This is a genomic window from Bacteroides sp. D22 (assembly GCF_000163675.1).
Classification (GTDB): domain Bacteria; phylum Bacteroidota; class Bacteroidia; order Bacteroidales; family Bacteroidaceae; genus Bacteroides; species Bacteroides xylanisolvens.
The window spans coordinates 288,129-310,168 of the sequence record NZ_GG774797.1 but is presented as its reverse complement, the minus strand read 5'-3'; the positions used below and the strand labels follow the sequence as shown (position 1 = coordinate 310,168).

The following is a 22,040-nucleotide window of genomic DNA, read 5'->3' as shown; positions in this document are numbered from 1 at the left end:
AGAATCATGAATAGTGAACCAACATATAACTTGTTAAACTCCATCAATTACCCCGAAGACCTACGTAAACTAACCGTAGAGCAACTACCGGAAGTATGTGGTGAACTAAGACAAGACATTATTAAAGAACTCTGCTGCAACCCCGGACATTTCGCCGCCAGCCTGGGGACCGTGGAACTAACCGTAGCTCTGCACTACGTCTACAATACACCATACGACCGTATTGTATGGGACGTGGGGCATCAGGCATACGGCCACAAAATTCTTACAGGACGCCGTGAAGCATTTTCCACAAACAGGAAACTCGGTGGAATCCGCCCTTTCCCGTCTCCGGAAGAAAGCGAATATGATACTTTCACGTGCGGACACGCTTCCAATTCTATTTCTGCCGCTCTTGGTATGGCTGTCGCAGCCGCCCGGAAAGGAGACGCCAAACGCCATGTAGTAGCCATTATCGGCGACGGATCAATGAGTGGCGGACTGGCTTTTGAAGGACTGAACAACGCATCTGCCACGTCGAACAACCTGCTCATTATCCTGAATGACAATGATATGGCAATCGACCGCAGCGTAGGAGGCATGAAGCAGTATCTTTTCAACTTAACGACTTCCAACCGCTATAATCAGCTACGTTTCAAGCTCTCGCGCATGCTGTTCAAGCTTGGCATTTTAAACGAAGAACGCCGCAAAGCACTCATCCGTTTCGGAAATAGCCTGAAATCAATGGCGGCACAGCAACAGAATATTTTTGAAGGGATGAATATCCGTTACTTCGGTCCGATAGACGGACACGACGTAAAGAACCTGGCAAGAGTATTACGTGATATCAAAGATATGCAAGGACCTAAAATCCTGCACCTGCATACTATCAAAGGAAAAGGATTCGGTCCGGCAGAGAAACACGCTACCGAATGGCATGCTCCCGGCAAATTCGATCCCGTCACCGGCGAACGTTTCATTGCCAACACCGAAGGAATGCCCCCGCTTTTCCAGGACGTATTCGGAAATACACTGGTGGAACTTGCCGAAGCCAACCCGAAGATTGTCGGTGTCACTCCCGCCATGCCCAGCGGCTGTTCGATGAATATACTAATGGAGAAAATGCCGAAACGCGCTTTCGATGTCGGCATTGCCGAAGGACATGCGGTTACCTTCTCCGGAGGGATGGCTAAAGACGGACTGCAACCGTTCTGCAATATCTATTCTTCTTTTATGCAACGGGCGCATGATAATATCATCCACGACGTAGCGATTCAGAATCTCCCAGTTGTTTTGTGTCTCGACCGCGCCGGATTGGTTGGCGAAGACGGTCCTACTCATCACGGAGCTTTTGATATGGCATGTTTACGCCCGATCCCCAACCTGACTATCAGTTCCCCGATGGACGAACATGAATTACGTCGCCTGATGTATACTGCACAATTGCCGGACAAGGGACCGTTCGTGATCCGTTATCCCCGTGGACGCGGTGTACTGGTAGACTGGAAGTGTCCGCTGGAAGAAATTCCGGTAGGAAAAGGACGGAAACTAAAAGAGGGTAGCGACCTTGCAGTGATTACTATTGGACCGATAGGAAACGTAGCCGCCCGTGCCATCACCCGGGCAGAAGCAGATTTAGGTCTGTCCATCGCCCATTACGATTTACGATTCCTGAAACCGCTGGATGAAGAGTTGTTGCATGAGGCAGGACGTAAATTCCAACGTATCCTGACTATCGAAGACGGAATTATCAAAGGCGGTATGGGTAGCGCTGTCCTCGAATTTATGGCAGACAACGAATACAAACCGACCGTGAAGCGTATCGGTATCCCTAATATATTTGTAGAACATGGGGCAGTTGCCGAACTATACCAACTGTGCGGCATGGATGAAGAAGGGATTCTGACTAAAATAAAAGAATTTATCAATTGACATGAAGATTATTATTGCCGGTGCCGGCAACGTAGGCACCCATTTGGCCAAACTGTTATCGCGCGAAAAGCAAGATATTATCTTGATGGATGATGACGAAGAGAAACTAAGTGCTCTTAGCGCCAACTTTGACTTGCTGACTGTTGCCGCTTCTCCTTCTTCCATCTCCGGATTGAAAGAAGTGGGCGTCAAAGAAGCCGACCTGTTCATCGCAGTCACACCGGACGAAAGCCGCAACATGACTGCCTGTATGCTGGCTACCAACCTGGGAGCCAAAAAGACAGTGGCGCGTATCGACAACTATGAATATCTTCTACCCAAAAATAAAGAGTTTTTCCAGAAGCTGGGAGTAGATTCGCTGATTTACCCGGAAATGCTGGCTGCTAAAGAAATCGTATCTTCCATGCGCATGAGCTGGGTACGCCAATGGTGGGAATTCTGTGGAGGTTCGCTGGTTCTGATTGGTACGAAGATGCGCGAAAAGGCTGAAATCCTGAATATACCGCTGCACCAATTAGGCGGTCCCAACATTCCTTACCATGTAGTAGCCATCAAACGCGGAACGGAAACGATTATCCCTCGCGGAGACGATGTTATTAAATTGCATGATATTGTTTATTTCACCACTACCCGCAAATACATTCCTTATATACGTAAGATAGCCGGCAAAGAAGACTATGCCGACGTACGCAATGTAATGATTATGGGAGGTAGCCGTATCGCAGTCCGTACCGCACAATATGTGCCGGACTATATGCAGGTGAAAATAGTGGATAATGACCTGAACCGTTGCAACCGTCTGACAGAGCTACTGGATGACAAAACAATGATTATCAATGGAGACGGTCGCGACATGGATCTGCTTATCGAAGAAGGGCTAAAGAATACCGAAGCATTTGTAGCCCTGACCGGCAACTCGGAAACGAATATCCTTGCCTGTCTCGCCGCCAAACGTATGGGAGTGGAAAAGACGGTGGCAGAAGTGGAGAACATCGACTATATTGGTATGGCAGAGAGTCTTGACATCGGCACAGTTATCAATAAAAAAATGATTGCTGCCAGCCATATCTACCAAATGATGTTGGACGCCGACGTGTCTAATGTGAAATGCCTGACTTTTGCCAATGCGGACGTTGCAGAATTCACCGTACCGGAAGGGGCCAAAATAACCAAACACCTGATTAAAGACCTGGGACTTCCCAAAGGCACCACCATCGGAGGAATGATCCGTAACGGAGAAGGTATCCTGGTGACAGGTGATACGCAAATCCGCCCCGGCGACCATGTAGTCGTATTCTGCCTAAGCATGATGATTAAAAAGATTGAGAAGTTCTTTCACTAAGTATCAACAAATACTTGTATATGATTAACTCGAAGATGATATTCCGGATTCTGGGTTTTCTGCTTCTAATAGAAACAGTTATGCTATTATGTTGTGGGGGTGTTTCTCTTTTTTATAAGGAGAATGACTTGCAGAGTTTTCTGGTTTCATCGGCTATTACCACTAGCATCGGTATTCTGTTGCTCGCCATCGGGAAAGACGCAGTGAAATCCCTGAATCGCCGTGATGGATATGTCATAGTCAGTGTAGCATGGGTCACCTTTTCCCTTTTCGGAATGTTACCTTATTATATAGGAGGGTATATCCCAAGTGTTACGGATGCATTTTTTGAAACGATGTCCGGGTTCAGCAGTACGGGTGCCACCATCTTGAATAATATAGAGTCAATGCCTCATGGAATACTTTTTTGGCGGGCTATGACACAATGGATAGGCGGTTTGGGTATTGTATTCTTCACCATTGCCGTTCTACCGATTTTCGGTGTGGGCGGGATTCAGGTGTTTGCAGCAGAAGCCAGCGGTCCTACTCATGACAAAGTGCATCCCCGTATTGGTATCACTGCCAAATGGATTTGGGGTATTTATGCCGGAATGACAGGGACATTGATTGTCTTATTAGTATTTGGAGGTATGAGTGTGTTTGACAGTATATGCCATGCTTTCACGACAACCAGCACTGGCGGATTTTCTACCAAACAAGCAAGTATCGAATATTACCACTCACCCTATATAGATTATGTAATCTCTATTTTCATGTTTCTTTCGGGCATCAACTTCACGCTATTACTGTTGATGTTCAATGGAAAAATAAAGAAGTTCATTCATGATGCAGAGCTAAAATTCTATTTCTGGTGTGTTTCTTTCTTTACTATATTTATTGCAGTCTGGCTTCATCAGACTTCTTCTATGGAGATAGAAGAGGCGTTCCGTAAATCACTTTTCCAAGTGATTTCCTTGCAAACTTCTACGGGATTTGCCACAGCCGATTATATGCTTTGGCCTTCTATCCTTTGGGGATGCCTTGTAATAGTGATGATCATCGGAGCCTGTGCCGGCAGTACAACAGGAGGTATAAAATGTATTCGTATGGTTATCCTGTTTCAGGTTGTGAAAAACGAATTCAAACATATTCTTCACCCTAATGCCGTGCTCCCGGTGCGAGTTAACAAACAGGTTATTTCTCCTTCCATCCAGTCTACAGTATTGGCCTTTACTTTTTTATATGCAGTCATCGCTATCATCAGCATACTTATCATGATGGGGCTGGGAGTCGGTTTTCTGGAATCAATCGGAACCGTAATCTCAAGTATGGGTAATATGGGACCGGGACTCGGTACATGCGGCCCGGCTTTTTCATGGAGTCAATTGCCTGATGCCGCCAAATGGCTGCTTTCTTTTTTAATGCTCTTGGGACGTTTGGAATTGTTTACAGTATTACTACTTTTCACTTCCGATTTCTGGAAAAAGAATTAAGAATTCAATAAAGGTAGTCTCTTTAATGCAAAAGCTACAATAAGGAGTACATTATCAGGCTATTACAAAGAGTACTTATCTATTCATATATTCTCAATGATACTCACTGTAATGAGAAAAAATACTCATCGCAATGAGAAAAAGTTCTCATTACAGTGAGAATTCTTTCTCATTACGGTGAGTATTCTATCGTATTTCTACGCTGTTATCACATCATATCTTTCTAAGTAAAATCTTTCTTACAACAGGCTTATTTATTTCATAAATCTTATTGATAAGAACATCCATTTCCTGTTGGCGAGCATCACGGACAGCTTCAAACATCATCTTTGAATACATATCACGACGTCCCTTCAACCAAACGTTTTTATCCAAGTTTTCATCCATCACCTCGATCGCTTTTCTGTCGTCAGCATACAACAATCCCTTTTGCTGAAAAAAGCCGAATTCACACCACGCATATTCTCTGAATGTTCTTTCAATTTCCCAACGATATTCATTCAGGTGCATCACCGTCAATGCTTGTTGGTATTGGGGAGTTTTGGATTCAGCAGCAAGATTAATGCCCTTTGCCAGTTCATCTCCACTCCAGGTTCCAATTTCTTCATCGTCTATCAACAACTTATAATTGCCTTTTAGTCCTGTTACTTTCAACGTTTCACGGTTCATCTCTTCCATAAAAGGAACAACTTTCAGCACTTCTGCCTGGCTCTTTTTCTGTCCCCAACCACGAGCAATAGTATCTAAAGGATAAGGAAGAGCTTCTGCCAAATAGTCAAAACTCAAATCTTTTCCATTCTTCTTTATATTTGAAACGGTACAATTTTCCGACTTAACGGCTTGTTTCTTATTAGCATTAATCTCCATATCCGCTACTTCTTTACCTACAAATCCCTGGGCTTTCAGGAAAAGATAGGCCATCACCATGTGCCCGTCGTTATCGGGATGAATACGGTCACTGCCACAAAGGGTAAAGGTAGGATCTTTCTGCTGATATTGCTGATTAATAGCTGTCATAGGAGCATTTAAATCGGTAAATTCCCAATTATTCTTAGCTGCCGATTCTTTCTGATATTCAACAAGCCGTTTGATGGTTTCATTTTTTGTCTTGAACGGTGTATTCTCTTTCAGTTGTACGGTTTCATCATACGGAGAAGTTCCGACCATCACGATACGGGTATCAGGAAGATCTTTAAAACGTTTCTCCATCTGCTGGTAATTCTTTATACTTTCCTGATATTTCTGCTCACCGAATTCTTTGGGCTTATCACCGTTGTATTCAAAATATCCGGAATCATTCATACCAAAAGTAACCATCAACACGGAAGGTTTCATAGCAAAAATATCACCATCCAGACGTTTGTTCATATCATAGGCTGTATCTCCACCAATACCACCGTTGAAAACACGGATAGGCATATCTGGAAAGCGGGTCATATAATACAACCAGATGTATGAATGGTAATGCCCACCATCCGTTATACTATTTCCCAGGAACACTGCTCTCTCACCCTCCTTAAAAGGTTTCACAGTTTGTGCAAACGCAGCAGTACATGTCATACAAGCCGCTGCAATCAATACAAAAAGTTTTTTCATGTCTTAATTTCTATTTTATAAACTGTTATTTTCATTATGAACGTTCTCTTTATTTTTTGAGAGGATCATATACGGCAACTGCCACGCGTGAATCGGCACAGCCATAATATAAGAACCATTTCTGATTGTGGAATACAAGTCCTTCTATAAATACGGTTCCGGCTGGATATTGTCCGCTCTTTTCAAAGTCTGATTCGGGAATATAGAAAGGTTTATCCAAGCGATCGATTAGTTTAGTAGGATTTTTGGCATCAAATAAAGCTTGTCCGGCGCAATAAGAGTTGGCTGTATACAGTGTGTCTCCTTCTGCGCCCGATTTATTTTTGCCGTTATAAAATAAAAGGATTCCTTTGTCAGTCAGGATGGCAGGAGGACCACATTCGGTCAGGTCACTGTCGAACTTACCTGCGCGGGGAACCATCACTTTCAGGAATTCTCCATTTTCATCCAACATCGGTTCCCAGTTGACAAGGTCTGTGGAAGTGGCTACATTCACAAACTTTTCTCCCCAGTACATCCAGTATTTGCCGTCAATCTTGGCAATCACTTGTTTGCCGTCGATTAATTGGGTTACGATAGAGGCAGATTTGGAAAATTCATCTATGAATCTTCCGTTATATGCTTTTGCGAAAGCCGGTCCATGTTTTTCCCACGTTTGAAGATCGCGCGAGGTGGCCACTGCCAAACGCGCCTGTTTGCGGTTCCATTGTGTGTAATGCATTACGTAAAGCCCGTCTTCTGTTACAGCAACACGTGGGTCTTCGCAACCGCCGGGATTTTCCAGTTCTTTCTGACTGTCGTCTGCCGGATAAAATACAGGTACGGACATTCGTTTGAAGTGTAGTCCGTCGTCAGAAGAGGCATATCCCAAACGGGAGGTACGTGATCCGATACCGGTTGCCGAATTGTCTTCAGCCCGGTAGAGGACTACTACTTTCCCATCATAAACAGTAGCAGCGGGATTAAACGTATCACTCGCTTCCCATGCTATTGAGTCCTGTCGCATCGGACAATAGAAAAAGGTAGTAGTGTCAGGAGAAATAATCGGATTAATACCTTCCGGACGCTGGAAATCTGCCCACGCCCAATCCGGGAACTCTGCTGTTTGCTTCTTCTCGCCACAGGAAGTGATTAATGCGGCAGCCATCAGTAGATAAGCTATGTTTTGTAGTTTTCTTTTCATTTTCACGTTTGATGTTATAAATAAGTGCTCTTACAAAATTATCTTATATCATAAATTCATATACCTCGTTGATTTGCTTTAAGGAAAAGAGGGAGGCGTCACTTTAGTTCCCCACTTCACGTCAGGCTTGGACGAGGTAGTGTATTCTATTGTAGCCCCATTATTCAGTTGGTCCCAATCGATCCATGTACTGTCATACGGTTTACCGTTCAGCTTCATGGACTTGATATAAATATTCTTTTCCGAACCGCCTTTTATCACCATATCCCCTTTCTTCAAATGAACTTTCACGGATGAGAATATCGGAGTGTTCACCGTAAAGCCTCCCACTCCCGGTATTTCGGGATAAAGACCGATACAAGCGAACACATACCAGGCGCCCATCGTCCCTAAATCATCATTGCCCGGCAGACCATCAATTTTGCTTGAATACTGTTCATTCAATACACGGTTAATAATCTCCTGTGCTTTATAGGGAGTTCCAACCCAGTTGTATATCCAAGGAATGTGAAAACTCGGTTCATTGCCGGAAGCGAACCAGGCATCATTATAGCCGGCATCCAGACGAGTAAAGAATTCATCCAGGCGTTTTTCTGCCGCTGCTTTGCCTCCGATGATTTCTATCAGACCGGCAATGTCGTATGGCACCATCCAGAAATAATTCTTATAGGTCGATTCACGGAAATCTTCAGTCAGTGGTTTCCACGAACCATCCGGATTACGTGATTGCAGCCATCCGGTTTCCGGGTTATACAGATTCTTCCACGAACGTGCAAAATGGAAATAACGCCAGCTTGCAAACTCATCTCCTACGGCATGTAAGGCAAATTGTGCGATTGCAAAATCAGCGGAAGTATATTCCAATTGTATAGAAGCGTTGTAATATCCTTTATCCAAATACTGTTTCAGTCCCGGACGAGCCTCAACCTCCTGTGACATTGCTCCCGGTTCTTCCGCTCCTTTTCTCATGGTTTTGAAAATTGGTTTCGGATCATAATTGCGGGCACCAAAAGCGTAAGCATTGGATATCAGGATAGGAGTCGGATCTCCTTGCATCACGCCGGTCTCTATATTAGCCATCACCCAACGCGGGAAAGCACCACCAGCCTCTTCGGCAAACAATTGGTGAGAAATAACAATATCAGAGGCTACTTCAGGATCAAGGATTGACAATAGTTGAATCTGTGTACGATAGGTATCCCAGTTGCTAAAAGAAGTATAGTGCTTGGAACGGGACTTATGTACCCTGAAATCCGCTCCCATGTATTCCCCATTCACATCACTACATACGTTCGGGTGAATGAATGAACGATACAGATGGGTATAAAATTGAGTAGTACGATCCGGATTGTTTCCTTCTACTTCAATCTTACCCAAATAATGATTCCATTTGGATTCTGCCTGATTCTGAATCTGCAGGAAATCCCATCCGGTATTCTCCGCTTTCAGATTCTCGCGTGCATTTTCTACTGATACATAAGAAACCCCAATCTTATATTGGATATTTTTCTTCTTATTTACATCAAAAGTAAAATAGACTCCGGAGTATTCTCCTTCAGCAAAAGTCGTGTTCGGCTTCAGTTCATTTCTTTTCCATGTTCCCGATTCCAACGCATCCGTATCAAACTCTGCTACAAAATAGACTTTATACGGTGTACGGAGTCCACAGAAATTACCACCTTCTGCATATCCTTCACACTTATTCGGTGCAGTAATAACGATGGCGGCCTGCTCTATCGGAGTAGCAGAAATACCTCCACCGATAATTACCGTACCATATTGCTGATCTGCCGGATATTCATAACTCGCCATACCGGTTCTTTCGGTTACTGTCAGTTTTGCATGAATATCTTCCTGCACCTTTGCTTCATAATAACCGGCATGTCCTTTTTCTTCAGAAATATTGATGCGGTAGTTGAGGATATTGTCCGGAGACATCTTCAGTTTACCTTTTACCGGAAAAGTGGGAAAGTTGCCCATGTGCTCGCAACCGCCACCACTCAACTGATTGATGACGAATCCGGAACGTTTGGAAAAATAAGAGGGGGTGAACTGCACCATTCCATAAGGATAGGTAGCTCCGGGATAAAGATATCCCGAAGTCAAACCCACGCCCTTCGTTCCTATCAGGGTATTTACCTGACGGGCATAATTACTCCCGACGTTCTGCGCCGAGAGACTCCCCCACCCTCCAATCAAAACCAATAATAAACCTGTTAAAATTTTATTTTTCATACTGTATTCTTCTTATATCTTTTTAGTTTCTTATTCTTTCGACAATGAGAAAGGAGCAGCATACTTCGACGTACATCGTTCTTTATTCGGTTGACTTCCCATTTCAAAACGGATAATTCCTCCGTCTGCTATATCGTCGTATCTGATAAAATTCTTATCCAACACACGTCCATTTAAGGTAGCAGACTGGATATAGAGATTCTCTTTACTATTGTTGTCCGCTTCAATCACGAATTTATTACCGTTTTCCATCGTTATAGTAGCTTTCTTAAATAACGGACTGCCAATTACATACTCATCCGTACCCGGACAAACGGCATAAATGCCTAATGAGCTCAAGATATACCATGATGACATACCACCCTGGTCTTCGTCTCCCGGATATCCTCTTTCTGTGGAATTATACAATCTTTCAACGATCTGGCGTACCCAATACTGTGTTTTCCATGGCTGGCCGGCATAGCTATACAAATAAGGCATGTGCTGAATCGGCTGATTGCCGTGTGCATATTGTCCCATACCCGCCAATTCCATTTCTTTCATTTCATGGATCACTCCTCCGTAAGTTCCCGGTTTAATAGTGCAGGGAAGGGTGAATACCGAATCCATTTTGGTCGTAAATCTTTGGTCGCTTCCGAACAAGTCTATTAATCCTTCTACATCATGGAATACGGACCAGGTATAATGCCAGGCATTACCTTCGCAGAAAGGTCCACCCCACTCCAATGGGTCAAACGGTTCCTGCCATTTACCATCAACGCCTTTTCCACGCATAAAACCGATAGACGGATCGAATACGTTTTTATAATTATACATCTGACGGGCAAAGACTTCCTGATAGTGTTTGTTTCCGGTCATTTTAGCCAGTTGGTAGCCACAGAAATCATCGTATGCATATTCCATTGTCTGTGCACTCGATCCCATTGATTCCGGATAAGGAACATATCCCAGTTCAAAATATTCTTTCCAGAAACCACGTCCGTTGGCACCTCCCCAAGGACCTTTATTCATGGCTTCGTGTGCGTAGGCTTTCAGAGCTTTCTCCGGATCAAAAGTCCGAATCCCTTTTGCCCACGCATCTGCCAATAATGAAATGGAGTGATTACCCAACATTCCTCCTGTTTCTCCGGGAGCTGACCAGGAAGGTAACCATCCGCATTGTTCTTGTGCGGCAAGCAAGGCATTCATGTAACGTCCCTGCATAGTAGGATGAAGAATATTAGTTAATGGAAATTGAGAACGGAAAGTGTCCCAGAAACCATTATCGGTATACATATATCCGTCATATACTTTGCCATCATAAGGACTATAATAATAAGGTTCACCGTTCGCTTTACGTTCATAGAATTTGCGTGAGAAGAGATTGGCACGGAACAGGCAGGAATAGAAAGTCTTCATTTGTTCGTCTGTTCCACCTTCTACCTGGATTCTGTTCAATAATTCATTCCACGTTTTATGTCCACGTATTTTGGTGGCTTCCAAATTCTTATCTTTACCCAGTTCGTCGTTCAGTGTAATCACAGCCTGCTCTGCGCTGATATAGGAAGAAGCAGCCTTTGCCTGTACTTTCGATCCTTTCTTAAATTTGATATAAGCACCATAGCCTTTGCCTTCTCCTTCCAACTTTTTAGGGAAAATCTCATCTTTCTGATTTTCCCACATACCGTAATCCTCAAATGCTTTATCGAACTGCACTACAAAGTAACTACGGAATGTCTTAGAGTTATTTACAAAACGTTGGTTATTCACCCAACCGGAAATTTGTCTCTTAACCGGATCAATCTTGATTTCACTCATATCTGTATATCCGTCAATTACCAGATAGGCGTCTTCGGTAGAGGGATAAGAAAAGCGTAAATGTACACCACGAGTAGTTGGAGCCATCTCGGTTGTAATTCCATTATCCAGCATCACTTTATAATAATGCGGCTTGGCAATTTCATTATCATGGCTGAACTTCGTTGCCCGCATCTCCTGATTAACGACTAACTTCCCTACCATCGGCATAAAGGAATACACTGCATAATCACTCATCCACGGACTGCATTGGTGAGACTGGCAGAATCCTCTGATATTATCTACCGCATATTGATATTTCCAGCCTTCTCCATTTTTCCCTGTTTGGGCAGACCACGTATGCATGGCATAAGGCATACCGGTAGTAGGGTATGTATTTCCATAACTTAATCCGAAATGAGAGTCGGTACCTTGCAGTGTATTGACATATTGCACAAGGTCTTTCATTTGGGCATATATACTTGTTGATAAGAAAGAGAAAATTACTAAATAAATGAGCTTGTTCATGGTTATTTTTTTATGTGTTACATCTATTTCACTTGGCAAATCGAAACAACTATATCTATTTATTACCATAAGAATACCCTGCCAGTCATCTGTACGGAAAGGGGACGCCGGAAGGTTAACTCCATTGTATAAATTACAAATTGGATTATCTGCCCAAGCATAACGCACTGCTATTGGGAAAGCAACTTCAGGAGATGAGACGATGATGGAATTACCATCAATCACAGCATCAGCCCAATGAAACTTATGATCAACGTCAGAGATAGTAAATCCTTTTACTCAAGTGGAGCATCGTTATCGTACAATGATTCCCAATTAAATACACGGTAGAAATAAGGACGATAGAAGTCAGCACTACCCGGTGCATTGAAATTATCCCAAAAGTTGGAACAGTCTGTATTGGTAGAGATCACCAATTCACCGGTACGTGATAAAGCCGGATGAATATTTACCATATAAACATGTTGATAACGTTGTTCGCCAATCTTATCAAGAAATTCGGGCAATGTAAAGAGAGTCTTTTGGTCGACAAACGGCCCATAAGGGTGCTTACTACGGAACATCAGCACGTCTCTCCCGAACCACATGGATTGTCCGATCATGTAGTAGGTATCACCTTTTTTAAATACCCAAGGCATAGAACATGCACTTTCCAAAGGGATAATTGTAGAATTTTCAGCATCTTGGGTTGAGGGGTACTGCGTTGTCCACGAGAAATGTCCTTGCGGATCGGCCACATAATATTCCCACTGGCTGCCAAGGTCGCGTGTAGCGGTACGTGCCACAGCCACCTTATAATTGGAAGTTGTGTAAAGATAGATATGTCCGTCTTCGTCTTCCCACATAGTGTCGCCATAACCTAAAGTGTGGTCGTTAAAATTATCATTACGACTGATAAGTTTCATATAAGTAGCATCACCCGGCTTTCCTTCCAAGCTATAAGTAGCCAAGCAAGTACCAAAGCGGCGCATCAAGTTGTTCGGATCGGTATTATCAACGGCTCCCCACAACATTTGCATCTGATTGTTATATATCGTAGCATCTCCTGCCCAATAAAGATAATCCTGATCGATTTCTCCAGCTTGTATTTTTTCATCCGATAGTGTAGCTTTCGGATGACGAATGTGAGTACGTACCTGATAGTATCTATCCGCATTAGGATCGTTGGTTTGTACGTAATCAGCTAACCAAACAAGATTTTCATCCTTCTCACCAGGTGTTTGTACCATAATACTGTTACGAGGGAAACTACAATTACCTCGTGAACGATTTTCATTGATTACGCCATAGAAGCTATCATTGAACGACCAAAATATATTCCCGTCAGGCAAACCAGTGGTGAACACACCGTCTCCTCCATTCCAGCCCAACGACCGAGTGAAAAGGGCATTGTATTTCAAGTCTTTGTAGACGAACACTTTCCAATATTGTCCTGATCGATTTGGCATTAGTTCGAGATTCCATTCGGAATCAATTTGAGGCATCTTCACTTCTGAATTGCCGTAATAAGGTTCTTGCTGGTCACCACATGCTCCTCCGGCGAGGAGTGCGATACTTAGGATAAGATGAATTGGTTTCATGTTTAATAAGATATTTAAGATTATTTAATTTGTTTCTGCACCTGTAAAGCCGATAATACAAGCCATAAAGGTTGACAAAAAGATGCGTCTCATAATGTTATACTATTAGAGTTTAGGATAAAGACGATTCAGGAATGAAAAACCACTAATTCGGATAATTCTTTCTTTAGATGTATTTGATTTACTATCATTGCTCGAATAATACAATGACCTTTTCACTGAATAATAATACGTGAAAAAAAAGTATTGTGTTTAGTGGTGTATATCTTGTCAATCGTCTTAATACAAATTCAAGTCGTGAATTAGTCTCGGCTTATTGGCTTTAAATTGTTTAATTTTAATTTTATAAGTTTTACTATGAAATTGTACATGAAATCATTAACGCTACTCCTATTTTTAGGAACAGTTGCGTCCTGTAATGACAGTTTCCTCGATCAAACCCAAACTTCGGATTTAAATCGTGAGACCGTTTTTGCAGATAGTACGTATACCGCCAACTTCCTGACCGGAATTTATACCGATATCGGGTTTGATATCAACTACAACCGATGGACATACCTTTTGGCTAATGGTGGTGGGCTGCAAAGCGCTTGTGACGAAGCTGAATTTTATCCTTCGTCAACCATCTGGACAAACATGATGTTTGCTACCGGTACGGTTAATCCGGTTACGGTGAGTGATGATGCATGGTCGAAATGCTACACTAACATTCGCCGGTGTAACGTATTCCTTGCCAACATCGACCGATCACCGATGGTACAGAGCCGGAAAGCTCAATACATATCCGAAGCACTTTTCTTGCGTGCCTGGTACTACTTCATTCTGATGAAACACTACGGTGGTGTACCTATTATCGGTAATAACGTGTATGATGCTACTTCGACAATGAAAACCTCGCGCAACACATGGGCGGAATGTGTAGAGTATGTGTCCCATCAATGTGACTCTATCGTCCAACTCAATGTACTTCCCGTGCGACGAACAGGTCAAGAAAACGGTCGCGCCTCATCGGCAGCGGCATTGGGTCTTAAAGCCCGTGTCTGCCTCTATGCAGCTAGTCCATTATTCAATGGAAGTGATTTCGCTCCTACTGATACCAAAGAATTAGTAGGCTATCCCTCTTATGATAAAGAACGTTGGAAAACGGCAATGGATGCTGCCCGCGCAGTAATCAACCTAGGAACCTATAATCTCTTTATTAGAAGTAAAGATTTGAACGGCAAAGCCGAACCAGGTTTCGGATTCTACGTCGTATTCCAAGCCGGTGATACACGAAATGCCAATTTAACCGATGATGATGGTAAAAACAATAACGGAGCCTTTGCCGGCAATATCCTCGACCGTAAGTATCAACGTGAGTCCGGACATGAAGCTGCTTACTATCCACCTAGTGGAAGTCACTCCGGAACACGCCACGGCGGGTACATATACAAAGAATTGGCAGATGCCTTCCCTATGATTGACGGTAAACCCATTAACAACAGCCAATACACATTCGATCCTCTGAATCCCGCTCAAAATCGTGATCCACGTTTCAACAACACCGTGATTTATGATGGTGCTTTGGTCCCTGCTGACGATACTTACAGTGCTACCACAGTTGTTAACACATGGATTGGCGTAGGGCAAACAAGCGATGCCGTATACCAAGGCACTGCCACTGGTTTCTATGTACGCAAGGGATGTGATCGCTTATGTAAAGGTAGTACATGGAACCCAAGCCGTCACAACGATCCACTGATACGTTACGCCGACATTTTACTGATGTATGCTGAAGCAGCCAATGAATATCATGGGCCCGATTTCGAAGAAACACTAGGCGGACAACAACTTGGTTGCTATCCCATATTAAAACTCATTCGCAAGCGTGCCGGCATCGAGCCCGGTGCAGATGGTATGTATGGACTTAAAAAGAATATGACACAAAAACAGATGCGCCAAGCCATTCAGGAAGAACGCCGCCTTGAATTTGCTTTTGAAGGACATCGCTTCTTTGATGTACGCCGCTGGATGATTGCTCCGCAAACCGAAAGCAAAACCATGCATGGCATTGAAATCACTCGCGCCACTGACGGAACAAAGACTTGGAAAGAATTTGATGTACGCACGCATGTATGGCGTCCGGCTATGTACTTCTTCCCAATTCCTTACAATGAAACGGTGAAGTCGAAAGATTTGCTACAGAATCCCTACTATAATTAATAAAATACCCTAAATATGAAACATAGCATACATTTGGCGGCAATAGCCTTGCTGACTACTCTGCTTGTGACATCGTGTGATACGTTCTCTGCTCCTGCTGATCCTGACAAAAACACGGAGCAGGTCAAAGACATATCAGGCACGTGGCAACTCACCACAGTGAGCCGCAACAGTAATGATATTACCGAAACCATGGACTTCAGCCAGTTCCAAATTGACCTGAAGAAAGATGGTAAGTACACAATTGAAAACTATCTGCCTTTTGTGGTACGCCACAATGGCACGTGGAAAGTTGACGATATCTATTATCCTTTTCGCCTCTATTTCACAGAGGATGGAGCCACGGAGCAGGCCAGTACCGATATCCTATTCCCCATTACCAATGGCGAACGTAACATCGTGATTACTCATAGCCCCGGGTGTGGTTCGAATACCTACACCTATGTATTCAAGAAAATATCAGAAAACTAAAAATCATAACGCTTTATGAAAAAGAAATTAATCAGCTTGCTTCAACGCAAACGGCACATCGTAGCGTTATCAACTATACTTATGACTTTCATCGTTATGAGTTGCCTCTTTATCGATTCTGTCGATATAACCCAAATGATAGATGGAAAAGCCGTAAACTATGCAAAGGCCGGAACGACTGCTACTTTCAAAATGCATGGACACATTAAGGTTCAAGGAGACCCACGCAATGACAAACGACTTGTTTTCGGTTTTTTGGCTCCTAAGAGTTGGAATCTGGCACAAAATGCCAGGGTTTCGTACACAGAAGATACATTTGATCCGAATATAGGTGAGCAAAACATGACGCTTATCCCATTGACCGAACAACCTAGCAACAAACCAGGATTGTCGTGGTCGGCTGCTCTCATGCAGGAATACGGTGTCGGTACCAATATTCTGGAAGATATGGAATGGGCAGCCTATTGGACAAGACCCTATAACGGTGTCGCAGATGAAATTCATTTTACAATCTATGTCCGTGTACCGGTAGGAAACAAAAATCTGCGTTTCAAACCATCATTCTTTATTAACAGTACTGACGATAACTTCAGTACAAGTGCAGATGCAAAGAAATGTGAGGAAGCCGGATGTTTTGAGGTAGTAGAAGGTGAAGGACTTGTCACTGACTTCTGTAGCGAACACTTCAACAAAACCACTCCATTAACAGCATTGCAAAACGACTTTGTAACCTTTAGCTTCATTGGAGGCATGGACGACGAAAATGCACTTGTCAAGGCCGATAAGATCTATTTTGAAGGAACGGCGGTAGCTAGCGACGGACACCGTTATACCGTAAATGAGAAGAGTGACAAGACCCTGATGAAACGAGAGAATCAGTATACCAAAACATACAATATCACATTCTGGCCGGAAGGGTTCTTCAATGTACCTGAAGGAACAGAGCTTGTAAGTATTGAATATGCCTTCACTAATGCCGATGGATCTATCTCCGTTACACAGTCTGATGATGACTTCGTAATGTTAAATATACCTCTTCCTCCGCAGAAGGAACCATTCATATATACGTTCTATTGCGAGTGATAACCTTATATTCTACTGATAATGAAACAGAATATGTATAAAATGATAACGACGGGACTACTATGTATAGCTGCCGTCGCACTAAAGGCACAAGATGCACCGATAGACAGTGTGGATCACACTAAAAGTAATACCCTAGGGGCATCTTCGACGGTTTATACCAACGACTTGATAAAATATCAGTCAGCCACCATCCTTACCGGATTGCAAGGACGATTGAAAGGTCTTAATGTATCACCTTTCCGTGGCATGCAACTGTTACGGACTGATGCCAATACTAAATCCGATATAGTGGGAGCTATTCCTAATGTAGGTGGAGGTATCTACGGAGATAATTCGGAGTTTCTCATTTCAGCACGCGGACAATCGCCTGTAGCCATTGTCGACGGTGTAGAACGTGACCTGTATTCCATAGATCCCGAAGCCATTGAATCGGTTACCATTCAAAAGGATGCCCTTTCCAATATGTTTTTAGGAATGCGCAGTTCACGTGGTGCATTGATTATTACTACCAAAAATCCTGATGCAAAAGGTGGTTTCCATCTCTCACTCACCGGAAAGTTTGGTATATCCAGTGCATTGAAATCTGGCCCAAATCCACTTTCGGCTTATCAATATGCTTATTTGCTCAACGAAGCATTGCTCAATGATGGCAAATCACCACTCTATACGTATGATGATTTCGAAGCCTATCGTAATGGAACTTCCCCTTATCTGCATCCCGACGTAAATTGGAAAGATGCTATTATGAACAATTCTACTACGTCGCAAGCCTATAATCTGAATGTAACAGGTGGCGGACGGGTGGCTCAATACTTTGTAAGTTTGGGATATTACAGCGAAAACGGATTGTTCAAGACGAGCGATGCTAATAGCTACAACACCAATTTCAAGTACAACCGGTATCTCATCACATCGAAGGTAAACATCAACGTGACAGATGAATTTAAGGTAAGCATGTCTTTAATGGGACGTATAGAGGAAGGAAACCAACCTGGAGGTATTTCGGGGACAGGATACAGCGACCTTTTGAGCAACGTATGGCAAACTCCCAACAATGCTTATCCCGTCTTAAATCCCAACGGTACGTATGGTGGTAACGCTTCGTATACCCAAAACCTCTATGCACAGACCACTGGTTCGGGATATATCTCAAGCAATACCCGCGACGTCGTAGGAACCATTAATTTGAAATATGACTTCGATAAATTGGTGAGAGGACTTTCTGTTGGTGCAACGGGAAACATCTCATCGCAAGTGCGTAATGCTATCGTTCGTACTAAACAGGCACAAGTATTTCAATACAGCATAACCCAACAAGGCAACGAGGCTTATGACAAGTATGGAGATGTAAGTTCACAAACCAACAGTTACCGTTCAGTATCGACGTACCAATATATGTATGGCAAAATGTATGTAGACTGGGAACGCCAATTCGGTATGCATGGTGTAAAAGCTTCACTTTGGGGCGATACACGTACTATACTCAACAACTACGACCTGCCTATGATTCCGTCGAACATCGGACAGAAAGTTGAATACAATTACGATAACAAATACTTCGCGCAAGCAGCCGTAACGGAAAGTTATTACAACCGCTATGACAATGGACGTCGCTGGGGAACATTCTGGGCAGTAGGTCTGGGTTGGGATATCAGCAAAGAGAAGTTTATGGAGGCATCGAAGATAGACCAACTCAAGTTACGTGCCACATACGGTCATACAGGAAACGGAATCGACAATGCCGGTTACTTCAGCTATTTAAAGAGATACAATGAAGATGGCGGATTCTGGTATAGCAACGGTACATCCATGAGCAACGGAGGTTCAGTGTCAGAAATATCCCCATTGGCTAATACCCTCCTGACATGGGAAAAAGGAAGGAAGGTCAATGTAGGTTTAGATTTAACCTTGTTAAAGAATCGTTTGACTCTCTCGGCCGACTATTACAATGACTACTACTATGACATATTGCAATCACGTGGTAAGAGCATCGAATTGCTGGGTATTGCTTATCCGGCAGAAAATATCGGAAAAACACGTTACTACGGATTGGAAACACAACTTAGCTGGCAAGATCACATCGGTAAGGTGAACTATTATGTATCAGCCAACTGGAGTATGGAACAGAACAAACGGTTGTTCATGGACGAGCAATACGTACCTTACGACTATCTGAAAATGACAGGTCAACCCACCGGTACCATCTACGGATTGGTAGCTACCGGATTCCTCACAGCTAAAGACATAGCCGATGGTTATCCCGTAATGAACGGCTTCAACAATATTCAAGCGGGTGACGTGAAATACAAAGACATGAACGGTGACGGCGAAATCAACGAATTCGACCGTACTGTGATTGGTGGCGACAAACCGACTTGCTATTTTGGTATTGATTTAGGCTTTGAATGGAAAGGGTTGGAAGTTACAGCACTTATCCAAGGTGCTTACAACCGCGACTTATATAATAGCGACCGCACGTTGCTCGAAGGATTCCAAGTGATCGGACAAAGCTACGGACAAGCTTACACCAATTTGCTGAATCGTTGGACACCCGAAACTGCTGAAACAGCTACGTATCCGAGACTGACTGCCGGAGGCAATATGTACAACTACGGAAACAACTGGAACTCTTCACTCTTTGTACAGAACGGAAACTACATTCGTCTCAAGAACGCCACCGTATCGTACAAACTACCCGAAAACTTCTGCCGTAATTACTTAGGCGGACTGCGCGTGAAAATATTTGTACAGGGACAAAATTTACTCACATGGTCACGTACCCGCTTGCAAGACCCTGAAGTTACCTTCACCAGCTATCCGTTACAGCGCACCATTACGACTGGAATCAATCTTAACTTCTAATAAAAATGATGGATATGAAACAAAATAAATATGGCACATGGGCAGTAGGAGCATTTATGCTGTTATTGAGTGCTGCCGCATGTACAGACAGTTATGAGAGTACGCCTGTAGATATGTTTACAGAAGATTACCTCTTCTCGAAGACCGACTCCAACGGAACTGTAGTACGTAAATACCTCAACCGCATCTACTATTACATGCGTAATGGACACAACGGCGTAAATGGTGACTACCTGGATGCCGCTTCCGACGATGCGCTCTCTGTTATTTCGTCCGAGTCCGATGTATACAAACTGGCCATCGGACGTTACAGTGCCTCCAATTTTATTAACTCGGATATGATTTGGAGCGACCCTTATTTGGTGATTCGCCGCGTGAACATTCTGTTGAGTGGCATTGACGTAGTACCTTTCAACACTACTTACACTGATGCACTCGGTAATACACGCAGGCTCAATGATTCTATGAAAGCCGAAGCCCGGTTCCTGCGTGCTTACTTCTATTTTGAATTGGTGAAGCGCTACGGTGGAGTGCCCATTATCGGTGATAAAGTGTACGAATTGAACGAAAACATCGAATTGCCACGTAGCACGTTCGAGCAATGTATCAAGTATATTGTAAGTGAGCTTGACGATATCAAAGATGACCTTCGTTCGCTGCCACTACCTGACGCCGCCGCTAGCGCACACGTAGTAAACACACAGGCTGCCCAGGCACTGAAGATTCGTGTATTGCTCTATGCAGCAAGTCCGTTATTCAACGAAAAGCCCATTGAATCTGGTAATGAGTTGATAGGATATGCCTCTTATGATCGCGAACGTTGGAAAATAGCAGCCGATGCCGCCCGCAACTTTATTAACACGTACGGAACAGGTGACGGAGCTATCATGGGACTTGACGATAATTTCAAAAATGTATTTACCAATTGGTATTCAAACGAACATAAAGAAGTTATCTTCTTCCGTGAAAACGCAATGGATAAGACGGTGGAAACAGCTAACGGTCCATTGGGACTTAGCGGTGCCAAACAAGGAAACGGCCGCACCAATCCCACACAGAATTTAGTCGATGCCTTTTTAATGAAAGACGGTCACTTTATCAATGATAAAGGTAAATATGAATACAATGAACAGCTTCCTTACGCACAACGTGATCCACGTTTGGAATATACCATTATACACAATGGTTCGTCATGGGTGAACTCTACGATGGAAACATGGCAGGGTGGAGCCAATAATCCTCTTGGTTCGTCGTACTCGCTCACGAGTTATTACATGCGCAAGTTTATGGGTGATTTCGAAGCAGCCAACGAATATCAAGACACACAACACAACTGGGTGATGTTCCGTTACGCCGAAATACTTCTGAACTTTGCCGAAGCCGAAAACGAATATTTGTCTACTCCTTCACAAGCTGTATATGATGCTATCATCGCCCTGCGCCGACGTGCAGGTATCGAACCTGGTGAAAAGAATTTGTATGGACTAACAACCAATGAGCAGACACACAATTTGACGCAAGCCGAAATGCGCAAAGTGATTCAGAATGAACGCCGCATTGAATTGGCTTTTGAAGAGCATCGCTATTGGGACATTCGTCGTTGGCGACTTGCCGAACAGGTCTATGCACAGCCTATTCAAGGAATGTACATCACTAAATCACAGACTTCCACGACCTATGTTCCGCAAGCTGTACTCAATGTACAATGGGACAATAAACGTTATTTCTATCCGATTCCTTATTCGGAAGTAATAAAAAATAAGAATATGGTTCAAAACCCTAATTGGTAATATCTT

The 22,040-nt window shown here is 43.4% G+C and carries 13 protein-coding genes; 8 read left to right on the top strand and 5 right to left on the bottom strand.

Features of this window, described 5'->3' with window-relative positions:
- The first annotated feature begins 6 nt into the window (after positions 1-6).
- From dxs to HMPREF0106_RS20305, 3 genes are read left to right on the top strand one after another with little or no spacing between them, the layout of a single operon-like run.
- Positions 7-1,911 (top strand): 1-deoxy-D-xylulose-5-phosphate synthase, encoded by a 1,905-nt coding sequence (dxs, locus tag HMPREF0106_RS20295; protein WP_004301493.1) that lies wholly within the window; start codon positions 7-9, stop codon positions 1,909-1,911.
- A 1-nt stretch (position 1,912) separates the two neighbouring features.
- The gene (gene trkA, locus HMPREF0106_RS20300) at positions 1,913-3,253 is read left to right on the top strand and encodes a Trk system potassium transporter TrkA (protein ID WP_004301492.1); all 1,341 of its coding nucleotides are present in this window, start codon (positions 1,913-1,915) and stop codon (positions 3,251-3,253) included.
- A gap of 20 nt (positions 3,254-3,273) precedes the next feature.
- The gene (locus HMPREF0106_RS20305) at positions 3,274-4,725 is read left to right on the top strand and encodes a TrkH family potassium uptake protein (RefSeq protein ID WP_004301491.1); all 1,452 of its coding nucleotides are present in this window, start codon (positions 3,274-3,276) and stop codon (positions 4,723-4,725) included.
- Positions 4,726-4,938: 213 nt separating this feature from the next.
- Here the strand turns inward: HMPREF0106_RS20305 and HMPREF0106_RS20310 are convergent, their stop codons facing one another.
- The 5 genes from HMPREF0106_RS20310 to HMPREF0106_RS20330 form a co-directional block, all read right to left on the bottom strand.
- Entirely contained in the window at positions 4,939-6,321 is a 1,383-nt protein-coding gene (locus HMPREF0106_RS20310; protein WP_004301490.1) for an SGNH/GDSL hydrolase family protein, read from the bottom strand.
- A 49-nt stretch (positions 6,322-6,370) separates the two neighbouring features.
- Positions 6,371-7,504, bottom strand: a complete 1,134-nt coding sequence (locus HMPREF0106_RS20315) for a glycoside hydrolase family 130 protein (protein WP_008642145.1) — start codon at positions 7,502-7,504, stop codon at positions 6,371-6,373.
- Positions 7,505-7,582: 78 nt separating this feature from the next.
- Positions 7,583-9,739: a GH92 family glycosyl hydrolase gene (locus HMPREF0106_RS20320; RefSeq protein ID WP_009039057.1), complete on the bottom strand. Its 2,157-nt coding sequence runs from the start codon at positions 9,737-9,739 to the stop codon at positions 7,583-7,585.
- A gap of 30 nt (positions 9,740-9,769) precedes the next feature.
- On the bottom strand, positions 9,770-12,043 hold the full coding sequence (locus HMPREF0106_RS20325; protein ID WP_008019149.1) for a GH92 family glycosyl hydrolase: 2,274 nt from the start codon (positions 12,041-12,043) through the stop codon (positions 9,770-9,772).
- A 275-nt stretch (positions 12,044-12,318) separates the two neighbouring features.
- Entirely contained in the window at positions 12,319-13,623 is a 1,305-nt protein-coding gene (locus HMPREF0106_RS20330) for a DUF5005 domain-containing protein (RefSeq protein ID WP_004301486.1), read from the bottom strand.
- A 357-nt stretch (positions 13,624-13,980) separates the two neighbouring features.
- Between HMPREF0106_RS20330 and HMPREF0106_RS20335 the strand changes: the two genes are divergently transcribed.
- The 5 genes from HMPREF0106_RS20335 to HMPREF0106_RS20355 are packed head-to-tail and all read left to right on the top strand — an operon-like array spanning position 13,981 to position 22,034.
- On the top strand, positions 13,981-15,825 hold the full coding sequence (locus HMPREF0106_RS20335) for a RagB/SusD family nutrient uptake outer membrane protein (protein ID WP_004301485.1): 1,845 nt from the start codon (positions 13,981-13,983) through the stop codon (positions 15,823-15,825).
- A gap of 15 nt (positions 15,826-15,840) precedes the next feature.
- Positions 15,841-16,296, top strand: coding sequence for a DUF5004 domain-containing protein (locus tag HMPREF0106_RS20340; RefSeq protein ID WP_004301484.1), 456 nt, complete (start codon positions 15,841-15,843; stop codon positions 16,294-16,296).
- 15 nt (positions 16,297-16,311) lie between these two features.
- Complete coding sequence (locus tag HMPREF0106_RS20345; RefSeq protein WP_004301483.1) at positions 16,312-17,379, top strand: DUF4961 domain-containing protein; 1,068 nt, start codon at positions 16,312-16,314, stop codon at positions 17,377-17,379.
- A 33-nt stretch (positions 17,380-17,412) separates the two neighbouring features.
- Positions 17,413-20,244: a SusC/RagA family TonB-linked outer membrane protein gene (locus HMPREF0106_RS20350; RefSeq protein ID WP_004320976.1), complete on the top strand. Its 2,832-nt coding sequence runs from the start codon at positions 17,413-17,415 to the stop codon at positions 20,242-20,244.
- A gap of 14 nt (positions 20,245-20,258) precedes the next feature.
- Positions 20,259-22,034, top strand: coding sequence for a RagB/SusD family nutrient uptake outer membrane protein (locus HMPREF0106_RS20355; RefSeq protein WP_004320977.1), 1,776 nt, complete (start codon positions 20,259-20,261; stop codon positions 22,032-22,034).
- Positions 22,035-22,040: the final 6 nt, after the last annotated feature.